The 19,232-nt window shown below is 69.7% G+C and carries 16 protein-coding genes, 3 tRNA genes and 4 pseudogenes; 9 read left to right on the top strand and 14 right to left on the bottom strand.

What is annotated here, in order from left to right; all coding sequences use genetic code 11:
• The first annotated feature begins 77 nt into the window (after window positions 1-77).
• The 3 genes and pseudogenes from AB8998_RS25350 to AB8998_RS25360 form a co-directional block, all read left to right on the top strand.
• Window positions 78-971 (top strand): cyclopropane mycolic acid synthase family methyltransferase, encoded by an 894-nt coding sequence (locus tag AB8998_RS25350; RefSeq protein ID WP_369740665.1) that lies wholly within the window; start codon window positions 78-80, stop codon window positions 969-971.
• An 86-nt stretch (window positions 972-1,057) separates the two neighbouring features.
• Window positions 1,058-1,954 (top strand): hydroxymycolate synthase MmaA4, encoded by an 897-nt coding sequence (gene mmaA4 / locus AB8998_RS25355; protein ID WP_369740668.1) that lies wholly within the window; start codon window positions 1,058-1,060, stop codon window positions 1,952-1,954.
• A 39-nt stretch (window positions 1,955-1,993) separates the two neighbouring features.
• Window positions 1,994-2,443, top strand: a pseudogene (locus AB8998_RS25360) (RNA polymerase subunit sigma-24); the annotation flags it as partial.
• A gap of 174 nt (window positions 2,444-2,617) precedes the next feature.
• Here the strand turns inward: AB8998_RS25360 and rplA are convergent.
• The 12 genes from rplA to AB8998_RS25420 form a co-directional block, all read right to left on the bottom strand.
• Window positions 2,618-3,325, bottom strand: a complete 708-nt coding sequence (gene rplA, locus AB8998_RS25365) for a 50S ribosomal protein L1 (RefSeq protein WP_369740669.1) — start codon at window positions 3,323-3,325, stop codon at window positions 2,618-2,620.
• A 73-nt stretch (window positions 3,326-3,398) separates the two neighbouring features.
• The gene (gene rplK, locus AB8998_RS25370; protein ID WP_369740671.1) at window positions 3,399-3,827 is read right to left on the bottom strand and encodes a 50S ribosomal protein L11; all 429 of its coding nucleotides are present in this window, start codon (window positions 3,825-3,827) and stop codon (window positions 3,399-3,401) included.
• Between the two features lie 43 nt (window positions 3,828-3,870).
• Complete coding sequence (gene nusG / locus AB8998_RS25375) at window positions 3,871-4,659, bottom strand: transcription termination/antitermination protein NusG (protein ID WP_369740673.1); 789 nt, start codon at window positions 4,657-4,659, stop codon at window positions 3,871-3,873.
• Between the two features lie 32 nt (window positions 4,660-4,691).
• Complete coding sequence (gene secE / locus AB8998_RS25380; RefSeq protein ID WP_369740674.1) at window positions 4,692-5,159, bottom strand: preprotein translocase subunit SecE; 468 nt, start codon at window positions 5,157-5,159, stop codon at window positions 4,692-4,694.
• A 146-nt stretch (window positions 5,160-5,305) separates the two neighbouring features.
• Window positions 5,306-5,378: transfer RNA gene (locus tag AB8998_RS25385), tRNA-Trp, on the bottom strand.
• A 157-nt stretch (window positions 5,379-5,535) separates the two neighbouring features.
• Window positions 5,536-6,036, bottom strand: a complete 501-nt coding sequence (gene hadC / locus AB8998_RS25390) for a (3R)-hydroxyacyl-ACP dehydratase subunit HadC (RefSeq protein WP_369740675.1) — start codon at window positions 6,034-6,036, stop codon at window positions 5,536-5,538.
• A gap of 3 nt (window positions 6,037-6,039) precedes the next feature.
• Window positions 6,040-6,468: a (3R)-hydroxyacyl-ACP dehydratase subunit HadB gene (gene hadB / locus AB8998_RS25395; RefSeq protein WP_369740677.1), complete on the bottom strand. Its 429-nt coding sequence runs from the start codon at window positions 6,466-6,468 to the stop codon at window positions 6,040-6,042.
• Window positions 6,455-6,907, bottom strand: a complete 453-nt coding sequence (gene hadA / locus AB8998_RS25400) for a (3R)-hydroxyacyl-ACP dehydratase subunit HadA (RefSeq protein ID WP_369741757.1) — start codon at window positions 6,905-6,907, stop codon at window positions 6,455-6,457. The genes hadB and hadA overlap by 14 nt, the downstream gene beginning before the upstream one ends.
• A 74-nt stretch (window positions 6,908-6,981) precedes the next feature.
• The gene (rpmG, locus tag AB8998_RS25405; RefSeq protein WP_003898538.1) at window positions 6,982-7,149 is read right to left on the bottom strand and encodes a 50S ribosomal protein L33; all 168 of its coding nucleotides are present in this window, start codon (window positions 7,147-7,149) and stop codon (window positions 6,982-6,984) included.
• Between the two features lie 31 nt (window positions 7,150-7,180).
• Window positions 7,181-7,254: transfer RNA gene (locus AB8998_RS25410), tRNA-Met, on the bottom strand.
• A 33-nt stretch (window positions 7,255-7,287) separates the two neighbouring features.
• Window positions 7,288-7,360, bottom strand: a tRNA-Thr gene (locus tag AB8998_RS25415).
• A gap of 140 nt (window positions 7,361-7,500) precedes the next feature.
• A complete protein-coding gene (locus AB8998_RS25420; protein WP_369740705.1) occupies window positions 7,501-7,716 on the bottom strand; it encodes a type II toxin-antitoxin system VapB family antitoxin in 216 nt (71 codons plus the stop codon).
• Between the two features lie 122 nt (window positions 7,717-7,838).
• On the opposite strand from AB8998_RS25420, the gene AB8998_RS25425 reads away from it, so the two are divergent.
• The 3 genes and pseudogenes from AB8998_RS25425 to AB8998_RS25435 all read left to right on the top strand — a co-directional run bounded on the left by AB8998_RS25425 (window position 7,839) and on the right by AB8998_RS25435 (window position 9,984).
• Window positions 7,839-8,552, top strand: coding sequence for an MBL fold metallo-hydrolase (locus AB8998_RS25425; protein WP_369740706.1), 714 nt, complete (start codon window positions 7,839-7,841; stop codon window positions 8,550-8,552).
• 82 nt (window positions 8,553-8,634) lie between these two features.
• Window positions 8,635-9,214 (top strand): annotated as a pseudogene (locus AB8998_RS25430) (hypothetical protein); the annotation flags it as partial.
• A 74-nt stretch (window positions 9,215-9,288) separates the two neighbouring features.
• Window positions 9,289-9,984 carry a crotonase/enoyl-CoA hydratase family protein gene (locus AB8998_RS25435; protein ID WP_369740707.1) on the top strand — a complete coding sequence of 232 codons (696 nt, stop codon included), beginning with the start codon at window positions 9,289-9,291 and terminating at the stop codon, window positions 9,982-9,984.
• A gap of 180 nt (window positions 9,985-10,164) precedes the next feature.
• On the opposite strand, the gene cynS is transcribed toward AB8998_RS25435, so the two are convergent.
• Together cynS and AB8998_RS31720 are read right to left on the bottom strand one after the other, a co-directional pair.
• Complete coding sequence (gene cynS / locus AB8998_RS25440) at window positions 10,165-10,620, bottom strand: cyanase (RefSeq protein ID WP_369741758.1); 456 nt, start codon at window positions 10,618-10,620, stop codon at window positions 10,165-10,167.
• A 66-nt stretch (window positions 10,621-10,686) separates the two neighbouring features.
• Window positions 10,687-10,860: pseudogene (locus tag AB8998_RS31720) on the bottom strand (glycerol acyltransferase); the annotation flags it as partial.
• Window positions 10,861-10,929: 69 nt separating this feature from the next.
• Here AB8998_RS31720 and recC point away from each other — a divergent pair.
• The 3 genes and pseudogenes from recC to recD all read left to right on the top strand — a co-directional run bounded on the left by recC (window position 10,930) and on the right by recD (window position 19,229).
• On the top strand, window positions 10,930-14,223 hold the full coding sequence (gene recC / locus AB8998_RS25445; protein WP_369740709.1) for an exodeoxyribonuclease V subunit gamma: 3,294 nt from the start codon (window positions 10,930-10,932) through the stop codon (window positions 14,221-14,223).
• A pseudogene (gene recB / locus AB8998_RS25450) lies at window positions 14,223-17,502 on the top strand (exodeoxyribonuclease V subunit beta). The gene recC and the pseudogene recB overlap by 1 nt, the downstream one beginning before the upstream one ends.
• Complete coding sequence (gene recD, locus AB8998_RS25455; RefSeq protein WP_369740710.1) at window positions 17,499-19,229, top strand: exodeoxyribonuclease V subunit alpha; 1,731 nt, start codon at window positions 17,499-17,501, stop codon at window positions 19,227-19,229. The pseudogene recB and the gene recD overlap by 4 nt, the downstream one beginning before the upstream one ends.
• Window positions 19,230-19,232: the final 3 nt, after the last annotated feature.

Genomic DNA, 19,232 nt, shown 5'->3' on the forward strand with positions numbered 1-19,232 from the left:
CATCGCTCGTGCCCGACCGCGAGTAGGGTGCCCGCAACGGCATCGAGCAAAGGTGCCGGTCCGGTCGGGAGGCCACGATGTTCGAGCACCGGGTGGGGACCACGCTCAAGCGGTCGGATCATGACTCCAATCTCGAGAACGTGCAGGCACACTACGACCTGTCGAACGAGTTCTTCGCGCTGTTCGTGGATCCGACACGCACCTACAGCTGCGCCTACTTCCCGCACCAGGGCATGTCCCTGCACGAGGCTCAGCTCGCCAAAGTCGACCTGACGCTCGACAAGCTGGGGTTGCGGCCGGGGATGACGCTGCTCGACATCGGCTGCGGCTGGGGTTCGGTGCTGAAGCGCGCCGTCGAGCGCTACGACGTCAACGTCGTCGGCCTGACGCTGTCGAAGAACCAGCACTCCTACTGCCGGCAGGTTCTCGAGGGCATCGACACCGACCGGTCGCGACGGGTGCTGCTGCGCGACTGGGCGGAGTTCGACGAACCGGTGGACCGCATCGTCGTCATCGAGGCGCTGGAGCACTTCGGGTTCGACCGGTACGACGACTTCTTCAAGTTCGTCTACAACGCCCTGCCCGCCGACGGCGTCATGCTGCTGCACTCGATCACCGGGCTGCACGTCAGGCAGGTCATCGAGCGCGGCATCCCGCTGACGATGGAGATGGCGAAGTTCATCCGGTTCATCGTGACCGAAATCTTCCCGGGTGGCCGGCTGCCGACGATCGAGACGGTCGAAGAGCACGCGGCGAACGCAGGTTTCACGGTGCCCCGCGTCCAGTCGTTGCAGCCGGACTTCGCCAGGACCCTCGACCTCTGGACCGGTGCACTGGAGGCACGACACGACGAGGCGGTCGCCATCCAGTCCGAGGAGGTCTACCAGCGCTACCTGAAGTACCTGACCGGATGCGCCAACGCGTTCCGGATGGGCTACATCGACTGCAACCAGTTCACCCTGGCAAAGTGAGGCTCTCGTGCCGACCAGCGTATTTCGGGAGCGCACGGCGCAGTGGGTATGGTTGCAACGAACATCACCCAGGAGAACAACACAGCATGGTTGAGCAACCGAAGAGCCCCACCAAGACGCGGACACGCTTCGAGGACATCCAGGCCCACTACGACGTCTCCGACGACTTCTTCGCGCTGTTCCAGGATCCGAGCCGGACGTACAGCTGCGCGTATTTCGAGCGCGACGACATGACCCTCGAAGAGGCCCAGTACGCCAAGATCGACCTGAACCTGGACAAGCTGGACCTCAAGCCGGGCATGACGCTGCTCGACATCGGTTGCGGGTGGGGCACCACGATGAAGCGGGCCGTCGAGCGCTTCGACGTCAACGTGATCGGCCTGACGCTGTCGAAGAACCAGCACGCCCGCTGCGAGCAGGTGCTCGGCGCGCTCGACACCACCCGCTCGCGTCAGGTGCGGCTGCACGGCTGGGAGGACTTCAACGAACCGGTCGACCGGATCGTGTCGATCGAGGCCTTCGAGCATTTCGGGCACGAGAACTACGCCGACTTCTTCAAGCGGTGCTTCGACATCATGCCCGACGACGGCCGGATGACCGTGCAGAGCAGCGTCAGCTACCACCCCTACGAGATGGCGGCCCGCGGCAAGAGAATCACCTGGGAGACGGCGCGCTTCATCAAGTTCATCGTCACCGAGATCTTCCCCGGTGGCCGGCTGCCCTCCACCGAGATGATGGTCGAGCGCGGCGAGAAGGCGGGTTTCGTTGTGCCCGAACCGCTTTCGCTGCGTCCCCACTATATCAAGACGCTGCACATCTGGGGTGACACGCTGGAGTCAAACCGGGAGAAGGCCATCGAGGTCACCTCCGAAGAGGTCTACGACCGCTACATGAAGTACCTGCGGGGCTGCGAGCACTATTTCTCCGACGAGATGCTGGACTGCAGCCTGGTGACCTACCTCAAGCCGGGGGCGGCCGCCTAGCTGGTCGCAACGGTGCCGCGCCGTTCGTGGGACAGGTAGAGAGTGAAAGCACACGGCTTCGCTCCAGCGAAGCCGGGGCGCTGGTGCCGCTCGAGGAGCAGGACCGGGGCCGAGGGGGCTGCGGGCCCGTACCTGCCGCAGGCGGTGATCGCGGCGTTGCACGCGACGGCGCCGTCCCGGGAGCAGACGGATTGGCCGGCGATCTGTGTGGCCTACCGGTTGGCGTGGCTGACCGGCTCGCCGGTGGTGCGTGCCAACCGCGCGCTGGCCGTCGTGTTCCGCGACGGCTCGCTGGCCGGCCTGGACGAGGTCGCCGACGATGCCCGGCTGGCCCGCTCGAACCTCGTCGCGACGGTGCGCGCCGATTTGCTGCGGCGCGCCGGGCGACCGGCCGAGGCCGTCGCCTGGTACCGGGCCGCCTTGGAAGCCAACGGATCCGAGCCGGGTCGGGCGTTTCCGCGACGCCGCATCGCCGAATGCGGCAGCTAAGCGTTTTCGCCACACCAGTCACACCGGTAGCGCCCGGGAAGCCGCCATTCCGATTGCAGACCCGATATCGCGGGCGATATCGCGTTTGAAACTTGTCTAATGGTTCAGGCGCGGTTGGCGGCGCCACAGGCGCGGGCACGCTTCATTCGTCGGCACCCTGGGGGCGCCGACTCACTACGCCTCGGCGAAGTTGCGGGTGATCGACGGGTCGACGGGAATGCCCGGGCCGGTCGTCGTCGAGACGGTGATCTTCTTCAGGTACCGGCCCTTTGACGCGGACGGCTTGAGCCGCAGCACCTCGTCGAGCGCGGCGCCGTAGTTCTCGGCGAGGCTCTTCTCGTCGAAGGACGCCTTGCCGATGACGAAGTGCAGGTTGGCCTGCTTGTCCACCCGGAAGTTGATCTTGCCGCCCTTGATGTCGGCGACGGCCTTGGCGACGTCGGGGGTGACGGTGCCCGTCTTGGGGTTGGGCATCAGGCCGCGCGGACCCAGCACCCGGGCGATGCGGCCGACCTTGGCCATCTGGTCGGGCGTCGCGATGGCGGCGTCGAAGTCGAGGAACCCGCCCTGGATCTTCTCGATCAGGTCGTCGCTGCCGACGATGTCGGCCCCGGCGGCCTGCGCCTGTTCGGCCTTCTCCCCGACCGCGAACACCGCGACCCGGGCCGTCTTGCCGGTGCCGTGCGGCAGGTTGACGGTGCCGCGGACCATCTGGTCGGCCTTGCGCGGGTCGACGCCGAGGCGGATCGCGACCTCGACGGTCGCGTCCTGCTTGGCCGACGACGTCTCCTTGGCCAGCTTGGCCGCCTCCAGCGGGCTGTACAGTTTGTCGCGGTCCACCTTCTCCGCGGCGGCGCGGTAGGCCTTGCTGTTCTTGCTCATCAGGTATCCAATCTCGTGGTTGGTTGTGGTTGTCAAGCGGGCCGAAGCTGGCCCTCCCACCCGTCGGTGACGGTTATTCGACGGTGATGCCCATCGACCGGGCCGTCCCGGCGATGATCTTGGCGGCGGCGTCGATGTCGTTGGCGTTCAGGTCGGACTTCTTGGTCTCGGCGATCTCGCGGACCTGGTCCCAACTGACCTTGGCGACCTTGGTCTTGTGCGGCTCCGCCGAGCCCTTGCCCACACCGGCCGCCTTGAGCAGCAGCTTGGCGGCGGGCGGCGTCTTGAGCGCGAAGGTGAAGCTGCGGTCCTCGTAGACGGTGATCTCCACCGGGATGACCTGGCCGCGCTGGTTCTCCGTGGCCGCGTTGTAGGCCTTGCAGAACTCCATGATGTTGACGCCGTGCTGGCCGAGCGCCGGCCCGACCGGCGGGGCCGGGTTGGCCTGCCCGGCCTGGATCTGCAGCTTGATCAGCCCGGCGACTTTCTTCTTCGGGGCCATGAGATTGGGTGTTCCTTCCTGGGTTGTGCAGCCGGTCCGCCGGCTAGATCTTCGAGACTTGGCCGAACGTCAACTCCACCGGCGTTTCCCGGCCGAAGATCGACACCAGCACCTTGAGCTTCTGCTGTTCGGCGTTGACCTCGTTGATCGTGGCCGGCAACGTGGCGAACGGCCCGTCCATGACCGTCACCGATTCGCCGACCTCGTAGTCGACCTCGACGGCCGGACGTTCCAGACCACCCGTCTCGGCGGCGACCGCGGTGCCGGCCGCACCCTTGGCGGGCTTCTTCGCCGCGCCGCGCGGGAGCAGGAACTTCACCACGTCGTCGAGGGTCAGCGCCGACGGGCGCGACGTCGCGCCGACGAACCCGGTCACCCCGGGGGTATTGCGCACCGCGGCCCACGAGTCGTCGGTCAGGTCCATGCGCACCAGGATGTAGCCGGGCAGCACCTTGCGGTTGACCTGCTTGCGCTGGCCGTTCTTGATCTCGGTGACCTCTTCGGTGGGAACCTCCACCTGGAATATGTAGTCGCCGACGTCGAGATTCTGCACCCGGGTTTCCAGGTTGGCTTTGACCTTGTTCTCGTAGCCGGCATAGGAGTGGATGACATACCAGTCGCCGGGCTTGCTGCGCAGCTCCGCCTTGAGCGCGGTGGCCGGGTCGACGTCTTCGGCCGACTCCGCCGGAGCCTCGGGCACGGCGGCGTCGGAGGCCTCAGCGGCCTCCAGCGCCTGGTGGGGCTCGGCGGCCTCCAGCGCCGGGGGCGCCTCTTCGCGCTCCTCCACGTCGACCGCTTCGCCCGCGGACGTGTCACCGTCGAAGGTACTCACGGTTTTCAGTCCTTCCTGTCAGTCTCGAAAGCTCAGCCGAACACCAGCAGCACGAGCTTGGTCAGGCCGAAGTCCGCGAGCCCGACCAGCGCCACCATGAAGGCGAGGAACACCAGCACCACCGAGGTGTAGGTGAGCATCTGCTTGCGGTTCGGCCAGATCACCTTCCGCATCTCCGCAACGACCTGCTTGAGGTAGTTGTAGACGAAGACGAACGGGTTGGCGGAACTGCCGGCTTTCGTGGCCTTCGGCGCCTTCGCCGCCTTGCTCTTGAGGCCCTTCTTGGCCCTGCCCTTGCCCGTCCCGGCCTCGGCCGACGATTCGTCTCCGCCGGCGCCGCCCGCGTCGTCCGCCCGCTGCCGGGACCGCTTACCCGTGGGCCGTTGCGGGCGCGCCGCGGTCTGGGTCGCCACCGCCGAGCGGCCGCCGCTCCCGCGGCTCTGCTCGGTGTCGCCGCCGTCGCGTGCGGCGTCGTCGGCAACGTCCTTCTCGTCGCTCACCGCATGCTCCTTCGTCCGATAACTATTTCGTGAGCCGTCCCGTTGTGATGAGGCACACTTCCAGTGTCCACCATGGCACGATACCCAGTGTCCGACTCCTCCTCAGGCCGTCCCGGCCTGCATCGTCGTCGGACGTACGCCGTCAGCAGGGGCGACAGGACTTGAACCTGCAACCTGCGGTTTTGGAGACCGCTGCTCTGCCAGTTGAGCTACGCCCCTTCGCGGTTGGCAGGACAGATCCACCTCCGACCCGGTCCAACCCTGTCCTCGGGGCTTGCACGGCGCGCGCTTCCGCTCGTGCAATTCGTGGGAAGCGCGTTAATGCTGGGAAAACCCCGAGGTCCGAGTGTACATCGACGCGCGAGTCAGTTACTAATCACGCAGTTCTGACGACCTGTCCCGATTCCGCGTCCCATTTCAGCTGGATCGAGTTGTCACCCTCGTGCCCCATCAGGGTCGTGTACGCCTCCAGGATCACCTCACCGTCCTCGTTGGTGCAGGTGTTCTTCGTGACGACGATGTCGGCGCCGAAACGCTCGTCCACCGAATAGATCTCCATCCTGGCGAACAGCTTGTCGCCGACGCGCACCGGCCTGAGGTAGACGAACTTCTGGTCGACCTGGACGATCTGCATCGTCTCCATGCCCACATCGACGTTCCGGAAGAAATCGTCCTGCACGAGTTTCGCGAAGATCGATACGAACGTCAGCGGCGCGATGATGTTGTCATGGCCCAGCTCGGCCGCCTTCTCCTCGTAAAAGGCCGCGGGATCGGTGCACTTGACCGCGCGCGCGAAGCTGCGGACCTGCTCGCGGCCCACGACGAAGTGGTCCGGGTACCGCCAGACCATGCCGCGGATGTCGACCTTGAGCGCCATCGGCTACGCCAGTGTGGCCGACGCGATGGCCCGGCCGAAGATCTTCTTACCCCCGGTGGTGGCCGTGAGGGCGATGGTCACCGACTTGGTCTCGGGATCGACCGACTTGACCTTCCCGCTGAACACGAGCTCGGCGCCCTTGCCGTCGTTGGGCACCGGCACCACGGCGGTGAACCGCACGTTGTACTCGGTGACCGCCCCGGGGTCGCCGACCCAGGACGTCACGTAGCCCCCGCCGATGCCCATGGTCAGCATCCCGTGCGCGATGGCGGTGTCCAGCCCGACGACCTTGGCGATCTCGTCGTCCCAGTGGATCGGGTTCAGATCGCCGGAGACCCCCGCGTAGTTCACCAGGTCCTGGCGCGTCAGCGGGTAGGTCTTCTCCGGCAGCTGGTCGCCCACCTTCACCGAACTGAACTCACGTAGTGGCATGTGCAAATCCCTCTTCTCCGTTGTCCCCGGCACGGCCGGCCAAGGTCGTATAGGTCTCCTGAACGACCTCGCCGGCCTCGTTGGTGACGATGTTCCTCGTCACGATGATCTGGGTGCCGTGCGCCTCACGCACCGAGTCCACGTAGACGTCGCAGTAGAGTTTGTCGCCCACCACGATCGGCCGCTTGAACTTCAGAACCTGGTCGACCTGGACGATCTGCTGGTCTGTGACCGCGACGTTGGCATGCTCGAAGAACGCCGACTGCGCCCGATAGCCGAACACGCTGATGAACGTCAGCGGCGCCGTCAGGCCGTCATACCCGAGCTCGGCAGCCGCCTTTTCCTCGAAAAACGCCTCGTCATCGTTGTGCACGGCGACGGCGTATTCGCGGATCTTTTCGCGTTCCACCTCGTAATGGTCGGGATAGCGGTAGTGCATCCCGACGATCCTCGTCAACGACACGGCGTTCGAACCTACCTAGTCGATCCGGATAACCAGCTTGCGTGTCGGCGCTAACGCGTCTCGCGATGCGCCTGATGCTTGCCGCAGTTCGGGCAGAACTTCTTCAACTCCAGGCGGTCGGGGTCGTTACGGCGGTTCTTCTTGGTGATGTAGTTGCGGTGCTTGCACACCTCACACGCCAAGGTGATCTTGGGCCGTACATCGGTGCTGGAAGCCATGTCCCGTTCTCTCTCGAAGATTGTTGTGTTGTAGCGATGGCCGGACTCGAACCGGCGACCTAACGATTATGAGTCGTTCGCTCTAACCGACTGAGCTACATCGCCTCTGTACGCCGCCAGCCTGCCCGGCGTCCGCCGAGCCCCCTAACGGAATCGAACCGTTGACCTTTTCCTTACCATGGAAACGCTCTGCCGACTGAGCTAAGGGGGCCGTTCACCCGAATCGACCGGTGATGCCGCGGGCCTAGAAGAGGGTACAACCCGGCTCGCGACCTCACCAAACCACGTGCGGATTGCGCAGCCGGGCGACGAGAACCGCCCGACGGCGGAACAACGGGCTGACGACGAGGATCACCCCCGATTCTCGCTGCGGCGGGGTTCCCACGCGCGGAGGTCGCTGAACTCGTCGTACTCCTCGTCGGGTGGTTCGCCCTCCCCGGCACCACCCTCGTTGAGCAGGGTCCGCAGCGCGAGGTGGACGGCTTCGCGCGTGTCTGCCAGGCCGTATCGACGAATAGCCTCATCGACCAGGTCGGTGTCGATCACGATCTCGACCTTCTTCTTCATGCGCCAACAATACCCAGTGCATACAAGCGCAATCGAGACTCACGGGGCGTCGGCCGAGCACGTCGCCGGCGCTGCCGCACGGCTGCGGTCGGCGCATCCCGGGCGAGCCCTAGTCTGATGGGGTGTCAGAGGACCGTCTCTACTTCCGTCAACTGCTCTCCGGTCGCGACTTCGCCGCCGGCGATGTGGTCGCGACGCAGATGCGCAATTTCGCCTACCTGATCGGCGATCGACAGACCGGTGACTGCGTCGTCGTCGACCCGGCCTACGCCGCCGGCGACCTTGCCGACACGCTGGAGGCCGACGGCATGCACCTGTCCGGGGTCCTGGTCACCCACCATCATCCCGACCACGTGGGCGGTTCGATGATGGGCTTCGAGTTGAAGGGCCTGGCCGAGCTACTGGATCGCAAGGCCGTGCCCGTGCACGTGAACACCCATGAGGCACAGTGGGTCTCGCGCGTGACCGGGATCGGGATGGGCGACCTGACCACCCATGAGGACCACGACAAGGTCACCGTCGGCGACATCGCGATCGAGCTGCTGCACACCCCGGGACACACGCCGGGCAGCCAGTGCTTCCTGCTCGACGGCCGACTGGTCGCCGGCGACACGTTGTTCCTGGACGGCTGCGGGCGCACGGACTTCCCCGGTGGAAACTCCGACGAGATGTACCGCAGCCTGCAGCGGCTCGCCACGCTGCCCGGCGATCCGACGGTGTTTCCGGGGCACTGGTACTCGGCCGACCCGAGCGCATCGTTGTCGGAGGTCAAGCGTTCCAATTACGTGTACCGCGCCGCCGATCTCGAGCAGTGGCGAATGCTGATGGGCGGCTGAGCGACACCGCGGCGCGCGATCCCGTCGAAGAGTTCCCCGGTCGGCGGTGTCCGGAAGCATTTACGATCGACCCGGCGAACGACGGTTCTCCTTCCCCAAACCGCCGACTGTGGCCGAATACGAGAATGCCGCCGACGGCCATGCCAACGTCGTGGAATTGCAACTGCCGCGGGAGTTGCCCGTACTCGCCCCGGGCCAGGAGTGGCGGATGGTGTGGGATTCGGCGCTCGACCTTGCCGAGATCGGGCACGGCATCGAGTCGCGCGGCACCGGCACCGTGACCTACAACGACCGTCCCGAACGGCCGGCCGCGCGGCTGGCGGCTGCGGCAGCCCCATCGGGTGCCGCTGGAAACGAGGGTGGAGCTGGACTGGGACGCCCTGCCCCCCGTTCAGCGGATCGAACTGCTGACGACGCACGACCCGGCGAAGCGGGAGAAGCAGAAGCTGGAGTTGCTGCGCGGTCTCTTGACCTAACTCCCACTATGCGAGCAAGAAGACGCGGCCCGAGGTGTTCCGCGACGGGATCGAACGGATCAACGGCGCCGTGTGCGAGACCCAGGACAGGTGGCGTCCCCGACAGCTCGACCAGCCCCCCGACGTCAGCCTGCGCTGGGGCGACGCCGGGACGAACTGGGCAGGCACCGCGGTCAGCACGTGTGACACCCGGTCCGACGGGGCGCTCGACGGTCGATCTGATTCAATCGACTCCGCTGTCCGTATCGAAGGAGCACCCAGTGAGCGGCCCGGTCGTCTACAGCCTCGAGGATTCCGTCGCCGTCATCCGGATGGATGACGGCAAGGTCAACGCGCTGGGCCCGGCGATGCAGCAGGCGATCGGCGAGGCGATCGACCGGGCCGACCGGGAGAACGCCGGGGCGGTGGTGATCGCCGGCAACGACCGGGTCTTCAGTGGCGGCTTCGATTTGAAGATCCTCACTTCCGGCGAGGTGCAACCGGCGATCGACATGCTGCGGGGCGGCTTCGAACTGGCGCATCGGCTGCTGTCCTACCCGAAGCCGGTGGTGATGGCCTGCACCGGCCACGCCATCGCGATGGGGGCCTTCCTGCTGTCCTCCGGCGACCACCGCGTGGCCGCCCACGCCTACAACATCCAGGCCAACGAGGTCGCAATCGGCATGACCATCCCGTATGCGGCCCTCGAGATCATGAAGCTGCGGCTGACGCGTTCGGCGTACCAGCAGGCCACCGTCCTGGCCAAGACGTTCTTCGGAGAGACCGCGCTGGCAGCCGGCTTCGTCGACGAGATCGTGCTGCCCGAGATGGTGCTCAGCCGCGCCCGGGAAGCCGCGCGCGAATTCGCCGGCCTGCACCAGCGGGCCCACGCCGCGACCAAGTTGCGCGCCCGCGCCGATGCGCTACAGGCCATTCGCGCCGGGATCGACGGGATCGAAGCCGAGTTCGGGCTGTAGGACTGCGGCTTGTGAGGAAAGGGGCGGCTGCGGGGCAGCCGCCCCCAACCACCTCCTCCGTCAAGAAGTCTGGCACGTCGGCGCGATCTCGTCACGCCACCCGGCGTATCCCTCGACGGGCGGCGAACACGTCAGGGGAGGCGGAAATGAGGAGGGGGACGGATGTGGCCTGCCCGGCACTCAGTCCTCCGCTGAAACCCATTGGTATGGGAGGAATTTGCCGTCGAACGTCACGACGACGCGGTCCCCGGACGGGTGCGGTTTCTTGTGCAGGTCGACGCTGAAGTTGATCGCGCTCATGATCCCGTCGCCGAACTGCTCGTGGATCAGCTCCTTGAGGGCGCCGCCGTACACCTGCAGCGCCTCGTAGAAGCGGTAGATCGTCGGGTCGGTCGGCACCGCGGTCGGGAGCCCGCCGCGCATCGGCGGAGCGGCCAGCACCGGCACCGCCGATGCGTCCAGGCCGAGCATCTCCACCAGGATTTCGCCGAACTCGGCGGGCACCGGCTGCTGGCCGAGCAGGGCGGACGTGGTCCACACGACCGGTCTGCCGATGGCGTCGGCCAACTGCTGCCAGCTCAGGCCCCGCGCCAGGCGGGCCAGGACGATCTGTTCGGTGAGTTCGTGTCGGTTCATGGCCCCAGCATGCACTCCCGCGACCGGCGCGCGGGCGGCGAAGCGGGCGTACGCTGCCCCCCGTCGGAGCATGGCCAATCCCTGCCCGCGGGCGAGGAACAGCGCCGTCTCCTGCCCGCCCACGGCGGCCACCGGCACGATCGGCACGCCGGTCGCGCGCGCCAGCCGCACGAAGCCCATCCGGCCGCCCAAGTCGACGACGCGCTGTTGCCACCACGGGCGGTACACCTCGTAGTCCCCCCGGCGCCGTCGATCCCCGTGGGGCAGAACCTCCCCGCCGTGTCGGCGCCGGCAGCTAATGTGCAGCCGATGGCGCTTCATCTGCACCGTGCCGGGCGCACCGACCTGCTGGCCGACGGGCTCGCGGCCCTGCTGGCCGACCCGTTGCCGGACCCGTTCGCCGAGGAGCTGGTGCTGGTGCCGGCCCGGGGCGTGGAACGCTGGCTGAGCCAGCGGCTCTCGCGCGTGCTGGGCCGCAGGCCGGGTCGCGGCGACGGGGTGTGCGCCGCGGTCGCGTTCCGCAGCCCCGGCGCGCTGGTCGCCGAGCTCTGCGGAGTCCCCGGCCGCGCCGACGACGATCCGTGGTCGCCGGAGGCGATGACCTGGCCGCTGCTGCAGGTGATCGACTGCTCGCTGGACGAGCCGTGGTGCCGGACCCTGGCAACGCATCTGGGCCACTTCGACACCGACGAGATGGAGGCCGAACTGCGCCGGGCCCGCCGCTACGCGGTGGCGCGCCGGCTGGCCGGCCTGTTCGCCTCCTACGCCCGGCAACGTCCACGGCTGCTGGCCGGGTGGCTGCACGGCGGCGCCGGCGACGTGGAGGCCGACCTGGCCTGGCAGCCGCAGCTGTGGCGGGCACTGGTGGCCGTCGCGCCGGCCGATCCCCCGCACGTCCGGCACGAGAAGACGGTGGCCCGGCTGCGCGCGGGCCCGGCCGACCTGCCGGCCCGGTTGTCGCTGTTCGGGCACACCCGGCTGGCGCGCACCGACATCGAACTGCTCGGGGCGCTGTCCGCCCACCACGACCTGCACCTGTGGCTGCCGCACCCCAGCGACCCGCTGTGGCGGGCACTCGACGGGCTGCACGGCGTGGTGCCCCGCCGCGAGGACGGCAGCCGCGGCGCGGCGCACCACCCGCTGCTCGAGACGCTGGGGCGCGACCTGCGCGAGCTTCAGCGCTCGCTGCCCGCCGACCCGGCCACCGACGAATTCCTGGGCACCGCAACCAGATCCGACACCCTGCTGGGCTGGCTGCAATCCGACATCGAGGCCAACGCGCTCCGGCCCGGGGGACGCGCGCTGCGCCCCGGCGATCGCTCGGTGCAGGTGCACGCCTGTCACGGCCCGGCCCGTCAGATCGACGTGCTGCGCGAGGTGCTGCTGGGCCTGCTCGACGACGACCCGACCCTGCAGCCCCGCGACATCGTGGTGATGTGCCCGGACATCGAGAGCTACGCGCCGTTGTTCGTCGCCGGCTTCGGGCTCGGCGAAGCGGCGGGCCAGGGCCACCCGTCGCACCAGCTACGGGTCAGGCTGGCCGACCGTGCGCTGACCCAGACCAACCCGCTGCTCGGCGTCGCCGCCGAACTGCTCGCCCTCGCCGGCACCCGGGCCACCGCCGGCCAGGTGCTCAACCTCGCGCAGGCCGCCCCGGTGCGCGCGCGGTTCGGGCTCACCGACGAGGACCTCGACGCGATCACCGACTGGGTGCGCGAATCCAACATCCGATGGGGTTTCGACCAGCAGCACCGCCGGCCGTACGGGCTCGGCCACGTCGTGCACAACACCTGGCGTTTCGGCCTGGACCGCGTCCTGACCGGTGTGGCCATGTCCGACGACTCGCGGGCGTGGCTGGACACCGCGCTGCCGCTCGACGACGTCGGCAGCAACGAGGTGGAATTGGCCGGGCGGCTGGCCGAATTCGTCGGGCGGCTGCACCACGTCACCGAAAACCTCAGTGGCACCAAGCCGTTGACCGGCTGGCTGGACGCGCTGACCGAGGGAGTCGGCATGCTGACCCGCCCCGCGGAGACCTGGCAGGAACCCCAGCTGCAGCGGGAGTTCTCGGAGGTGTTGCGGCAGGCAGGTTCTCGTGGTTCGACGCCGCTGCTGCTGGCCGACGCCCGCGCCCTGCTCGATCAGCACCTGGCCGGGCGGCCCACCCGGGCCAACTTCCGCACCGGCACGCTGACCGTGTGCACCATGGTGCCGATGCGCTCGGTGCCGCACCGGGTGGTATGCCTGGTCGGGCTCGACGACAAGGTGTTCCCCCGCCATCACGTCCCCGACGGCGACGACGCGCTGGACCGTGACCCGCGGACCGGCGAGCGCGATATCCGTTCGGAGGACCGGCAGTTGCTGCTCGACGCCATCGGCGCGGCCACCGAAACCCTGGTGATCACCTACACCGGCGCCGACGAGCACACCGGCCACCCGTGCCCGCCGGCGGTGCCGCTGGCCGAGGTGCTCGACGCGCTGGACCGGACGACGCAGGCGCCGGTGCGCGAGCAGGTCGTGACCCGTCATCCGCTGCAGCCCTTCGACGTCCGGAACGTCAGGCCGGGCGACCTGGTTCCCGGCCGGCCGTTCACGTTCGACCCCGCCGCACTGGCAGCGGCCGAAGCCGCGGCCGGGAAGCGCTGTGCGCCAACTGGTTTCATCAGCGGTCCGCTGCCGGCGGTGTCTCCCACCGACGTCTCGCTGGCCGACCTGCTGGATTTCTTCAAAGACCCGGTCAAGGGGTTCTTCCGCGCGCTGGACTGCACGCTGCCGTGGGACGTCGACACCGTCGAGGACGCGATGCCGGTGGAGATCGACGCGCTCGAGGAGTGGACGGTCGGCGAGCGGATGCTGCGCGACATGCTGCACGGCATGCATCCGGACGCCGCGGCCAATGCCGAGTGGCGTCGCGGGACGCTGCCACCGGGCCGGCTCGGCATGCGCAAGGCGACGGAGATCCGCGACCGCGCGCACGACCTGGCGGTGGAGGCACTGCGGTATCGCGACGGCGACGACGACGCGCACGACGTCGACGTCGCCCTGGGCGGCGGCCGCCGGCTCACCGGCACGCTCACACCGGTTTTCGGCCCGCGCTCGGTGGCGGTGAGCTACTCGAAGCTGGCGCCCAAGCACGTGCTGGTGTCGTGGATCGGATTGGTCGCGCTGGCGGCGCAGCGGCCGGGGGGCCGCTGGACGGCGCTGTGCATCGGCCGCGGTAAGAGCAAGAACCGGATCGCGCAACGGCTTTTCGTGCCACCGCCGGACCCGGTGGGGGTGCTGCGCGACCTGGTGGCGCTCTACGACACGGGTCGGCGGGAGCCGCTGCCGCTGCCGTTGAAGACGTCCTGCGCGTGGGCCGAGGCCCGCCGCGACGGCGAGGATCCCCGCGCGGCCGCCCAGGACAAGTGGCGCAGCACGGGCTTTCACCCCGGCGACGACGCCGAGCGGGCACACGTGCGGGTGTGGGGCAAGGGCGCGCCGCTCTCGGTGCTGCTGGGCGCGCCCCGCCCGGGCGAGGAGGCACCCGGCGAGGACACCCGGCTGGGCGCGCTGGCGGCGCGGGTGTGGCTGCCCCTGCTGGCCGGCGAGAGGAACCCGTGATGGACCGCTTCGACCTGATGGGTGCGCTGCCGCCCGAGGCCTCCACCACCGTGCTGGAGGCCAGCGCCGGCACCGGAAAGACGTTCGCGCTGGCGGGGCTGGTGACCCGCTATCTCGCCGAGACCGGCGCGACACTCGACGAGATGCTGCTGATCACCTTCAACCGCAACGCCAGCCGGGAACTGCGCGACCGGGTGCGCGACCAGATCGTGAAGGCGATCGCCGCGCTGGCGGGCCGGGTGCCGCCCGGCAGCGATCTGGTCGCCCACCTGGTGGGCGTCGATGCCGGCGAGCGCGCCCTGCGGCGGGCGCGGCTGCGCGACGCGCTGGCGAACTTCGACGCGGCCACCATCGCCACGACGCACGAGTTCTGCGGCGCGGTGCTGAAATCCCTCGGCGTCGCCGGCGACACCGCCATCGGCGTCCGGTTGCAGGAGAACCTCGACGACCTGATCCGTGAGATCGTCGACGATCTCTACCTCGCGGAGTTCGGCCGTCAAGAGGGCGACCCGCTGCTGAAATACCAGGAGGCGCTGGGCCTGGCCCGCACCGTGGTGGGCGACCCGTGCGCGCAGCTGCGCCCGCTCGATCCCGAGCCGGGCGGGGCGGCCGAGGTACGGCTGCGCTTCGCCGCCGCCGTCGGGGTCGAGCTCGAACACCGCAAGCGCCGGTTGCGCATCCTCAGCTACGACGACCTGCTCACCCGGCTCGCGAAGGCGCTCGACGCACCGGACTCCCCGGCTCGCGACCGGATGCGGCGACGCTGGCGGATCGTGCTGGTCGACGAGTTCCAGGACACCGACCCCGTCCAGTGGCGGGTGCTCGAGTGCGCGTTCGCCGGGCGCGCCACGCTGATCCTGATCGGCGACCCGAAACAGGCCATCTACGGCTTCCGCGGCGGCGACATCTACACCTACCTCAGGGCGGCCCGCAGCGCCGGGGCGCGCTACACGCTGGACGTCAACTGGCGCAGCGACAAGGTCCTCGTCGACAGCCTGCAGACCGTGCTGCGCGGCGCGACGCTGGGCCACCCGGACATCGTCGTGCGCGACATCCGCGCCCACCACGACGGGCACCGGCTGGCCGGCGCACCGCACAACGCGCCGTTTCGGCTGCGCGTCGTCACCCGCCCCGCCCTGGGCTACACCGGCACCGACACCATCCCGATCGACGCGCTGCGCGGCCACATCCCGAAAGACCTGGCCGCCGACATCGCGGCCCTGCTGGCCGGGGAGGCGACCTATGACGGGAGGCCCGTCGGGGCGGGTGACATCGCGGTGATCGTCGAGCGGCACGAGGACGCGCGCGCGTGCCGTGACGCGCTGGCCGGCGCGGGCGTGCCGGCCGTCTACACCGGCGACACCGATGTCTTCAAGTCCCGGGCCGCCGAAGACTGGCTGTGCCTGCTGGAGGCCTTCGACGCGCCGCAGCGCAGCGGACTGGTCCGCGCCGCGGCCTGCACGATGTTCTTCGGTGCGACCGCCGAAAACCTTGCCGCCGAGGGTGATGCGTTGACCGACCGGGTGGCCGGCACGTTGCGCGAATGGGCCGACCACGCCCGCCGACGCGGGGTGGCGGCGGTGTTCGAGGCCGCGCAACTGGCCGGCCTGGGCCGTCGCGTGCTGGGCGAGCGCGGCGGTGAACGCCACATGACCGATCTGGCCCACATCGCGCAGTTGCTGCACGAGACGGCGCACCGCGAGCACCTGGGCCTGCCCGCGCTGCGGGACTGGCTGCGGCGTCACTGCGACGCCCGCAGGGGCGTCGCCGAACGCGACCGCCGCCTCGACAGCGACGCCGCGGCCGTGCAGATCATGACGGTGTTCGTGGCCAAGGGTCTGCAGTTTCCGATCGTGTACCTGCCGTTCACGTTCAACCGCTACGTCGGCACCGGCGACATCCTGCTCTATCACGACCACGACGACGCCCGCTGCCTGTACGTCGGCGGCAAGAGCCGCGGCCCGCAACGCCAGGCGGTCGAGGAGTTGCACCGCACCGAGGAAGCGCGCGCCAACATCCGGCTCACCTACGTCGCGCTCACCCGGGCATGCTCCCAGGTGGTGGCATGGTGGGCGCCGACCCGCGACGAGGTCAACGGCGGCCTCTCGCGGCTGTTGCGGGGTCGCGCCCCGAACGATGCGGAGGTGCCGGACCAGTGCGCACCGCGGATCAGCGACGCGGACGCCTGGGCGGTGTTCAGGCGCTGGGAGGCCGCGGGCGGCCCGTCGGTGGAGGAGTCCGAGATCGTCACGGCCGCCGCGGCCCGAAGTCCGGTCCGCGCAGGGGACTTGGCGGTGCGTCACTTTCACCGGACGATCGACACCGCGTGGCGGCGCACGTCGTATTCGGCGCTGGTGCGCGGGGCCGAGGTGCTCGGCGTGGCGAGCGAGCCCGAGACCGGCGCGCGACGACGAGGTGGACGCGGTCGTCGTCACGGTGCCCGGCGCCGGCGGCGCCGGGGATCCGGCCTCCCCGCTGGCCGCGATGCCGGCCGGGGCGGCGTTCGGCTCGCTGGTGCACGCGGTGCTCGAGACGGCCGACCCGTCGGCGCCCGACCTGGCCGCCGAGCTGACGGAGCAGGTGCGGCGGCAGTCGGCGTGGTGGCCGGTCGACGCCGACGCCGACGCACTGGGCGCCGCGCTGGTGCCGATGCACGACACGCCGTTGGGACCGCTGGCCCCCGGCGCGACGTTGCGGCGGATCGGGGTGCGGGACCGCCTGCGGGAGATGGACTTCGAGATCCCGCTGGCCGGGGGCGACCTGCGCGGCGGTGCCCCCGATGTCCACCTGCGCGACGTGGGTGAGCTGCTGGGCGAGCACCTGGACGCCGCCGACCCGTTGGCGGCCTACGCCGACCGCCTGATGTCGGCGGGGTGGGGGGCGCAGCCGCTGCGCGGGTACCTGGCGGGCTCGATCGACGCGGTGCTGCGGCTGCCCGGGCAGCGGTACCTGGTCGTCGACTACAAGACCAACCAGCTGGGCGACAGCGCCTCCGACTACGGGTTCGCGCGGCTGGCCGAGGCGATGCTGCATTCGGACTACCCACTGCAGGCGCTGCTGTATGTCGTTGTTGCGCACCGTTTTCTGCGGTGGCGCCTGCCCGGCTACGACCCCCGGACGCACCTGGGCGGGGTGCTGTACCTCTACGTGCGGGGCATGTGCGGAGTGGACACCCCGGTGGTCGACGGGCACCCGTGCGGCGTCTTCAGCTGGCGGCCACCGGCCGGGCTGGTGACCGCGCTGTCGGATCTGCTCGACGAGGGGAGGCGGGCCGCGTGACGACCACCGAAACGGAGGTCGCCATCGGCGCCACCGGCGCGCTGCGGGCCTTCAACGAGGCCGGCGTTCTGGATGTCTCCGACATCCATGTGGCACAGCGGCTCTGCGCCCTGGGCAAGGAGCCCGACGAGCGGGTGGCGCTCGCGGTGGCCCTGGTCGTGCGCGCGCTGCGGGGCGGGTCGGTGTGCCTGGATCTGCCGACGGCCGCCGAGACCGTGGGCTCTGCCGGGTTGCCGTGGCCCGACGCCCCGGCGTGGCTGTCGGCGGTGCGGGCCAGCCCGTTGCTCGGTGAGCCGCCGGTCCTGCGCCTGGACGCGGACCGGCTGCTCTACCTCGACCGGTACTGGCGCGAGGAGACGCAGGTGCGCGACGACCTGCTCGCGCTGCTGGCCCGGGGGCCGGCGCCCGCTGCGCCCGCCCCCGAGCGACTCTTCCCCGCCGCGTACCCCGAACAGCGCCGGGCCGCCGAAATCGCGCTGTGTCAACCGGTCACGGTGCTCACGGGCGGCCCCGGCACCGGCAAGACGACGACGATCGCGCGGCTGCTGGCGCTGGCCGCCGAACGGGCCGAGCTCGCCGGGGAGCCGCGGCCCCGCATCGCGCTGGCCGCGCCGACCGGCAAGGCCGCCGCCCGGCTGCAGGAGGCGGTGGCCGATCAGTTGGCCGGGCTTGCCGCGGTCGATCGCGCTCGGCTGGCCGAACTGAACGCGGTCACGCTGCACCGCCTGCTCGGTTCCAGGCCCGACAGCTCGACCCGGTTTCGCCACGACCGCTCCAACCGGCTGCCGCACGACCTGATCGTCGTCGACGAGATGTCGATGGTCTCCCTGACGCTGATGGCGCGACTGTTGGAGGCCGTGCGCCCCGACGCGCGGCTGGTACTCGTCGGTGACGCCGACCAGCTGGCGTCGGTGGAGGCCGGGGCGGTGCTGGCCGACCTGGTGGACGGCCTGTCCGCGCGCGACGACGTGCGCGTCGCGGCGCTGCGCACGTCGCACCGCTTCGGGGGATCGATCGGCGCACTGGCCGACGCGGTCCGCGTCGGGGACGCCGACCGGGCGCTGTCGGTGCTGCGCTCGGGTGCCGCGGACGTCGAGTTCCTCGAGTGCGCCGAAGGCGAGGACCCGTCGCAGCGCCTGCGTGCGGTGCTGGTCCCGCACGCGCTGCGGCTGCGGGAAGCCGCCCTGCTCGGCGCCGCCGACGTCGCGCTGGCACGGCTGGACGAGCACCGGTTGCTGTGTGCGCACCGGCGGGGGCCCTTCGGGGTGGCCCACTGGAACGCCACGGTGCAGAGCTGGATCTGCGAGGAGACGGGCCAGCCGCCGTGGTCGGACTGGTATGCGGGACGCCCGCTGCTGGTGACGGCGAACGACTACGGCCTGCGCGTCTACAACGGCGACACCGGTGTCGCCGTGGCCGGACCGGACGGTCTGCGAGCCGTCATCGCCGGCGCGGCCGGCGCGGCGAGCTTCGCGACCAGCCGCCTCGGTGACGTCGAGACCATGCACGCCATGACCGTTCACAAGAGCCAGGGCAGCCAGGCCGAGGAGGTGACGGTGCTGCTGCCGCCGCAGGATTCGCGGCTGCTGACGCGGGAGTTGTTCTACACGGCCGTGACACGCGCCAAGACCAGGGTCCGGGTGGTGGGGTCACCGGATGCGGTGCGTGCCGCGATCGGGCGCCGCGCCGTGCGGGCGACGGGACTGCGGCAACGACTGCGGGGCTGAGGC

Source organism: Mycobacterium sp. HUMS_12744610 (assembly GCF_041206865.1).
GTDB lineage: Bacteria > Actinomycetota > Actinomycetes > Mycobacteriales > Mycobacteriaceae > Mycobacterium > Mycobacterium servetii.

Bases quoted from the DNA above. Each gene is read 5' to 3' on its own strand.
- AB8998_RS25350 (WP_369740665.1), top strand. From the start codon at position 78: ATGTTCGAGCACCGGGTGGGGACCACGCTCAAGCGGTCGGATCATGAC.
- mmaA4 (WP_369740668.1), top strand. From the start codon at position 1,058: ATGGTTGAGCAACCGAAGAGCCCCACCAAGACGCGGACACGCTTCGAG.
- rplA (WP_369740669.1), bottom strand. From the start codon at position 3,325: ATGAGCAAGAACAGCAAGGCCTACCGCGCCGCCGCGGAGAAGGTGGAC.
- rplK (WP_369740671.1), bottom strand. From the start codon at position 3,827: ATGGCCCCGAAGAAGAAAGTCGCCGGGCTGATCAAGCTGCAGATCCAG.
- hadC (WP_369740675.1), bottom strand. From the start codon at position 6,036: ATGGCGCTCAAGGTCGACATCCGCGGCATGGTCTGGCGGTACCCGGAC.
- hadB (WP_369740677.1), bottom strand. From the start codon at position 6,468: ATGCCACTACGTGAGTTCAGTTCGGTGAAGGTGGGCGACCAGCTGCCG.
- hadA (WP_369741757.1), bottom strand. From the start codon at position 6,907: ATGCACTACCGCTATCCCGACCATTACGAGGTGGAACGCGAAAAGATC.
- rpmG (WP_003898538.1), bottom strand. From the start codon at position 7,149: ATGGCTTCCAGCACCGATGTACGGCCCAAGATCACCTTGGCGTGTGAG.
- AB8998_RS25420 (WP_369740705.1), bottom strand. From the start codon at position 7,716: ATGAAGAAGAAGGTCGAGATCGTGATCGACACCGACCTGGTCGATGAG.
- cynS (WP_369741758.1), bottom strand. From the start codon at position 10,620: ATGAACCGACACGAACTCACCGAACAGATCGTCCTGGCCCGCCTGGCG.
- recC (WP_369740709.1), top strand. From the start codon at position 10,930: ATGGCGCTTCATCTGCACCGTGCCGGGCGCACCGACCTGCTGGCCGAC.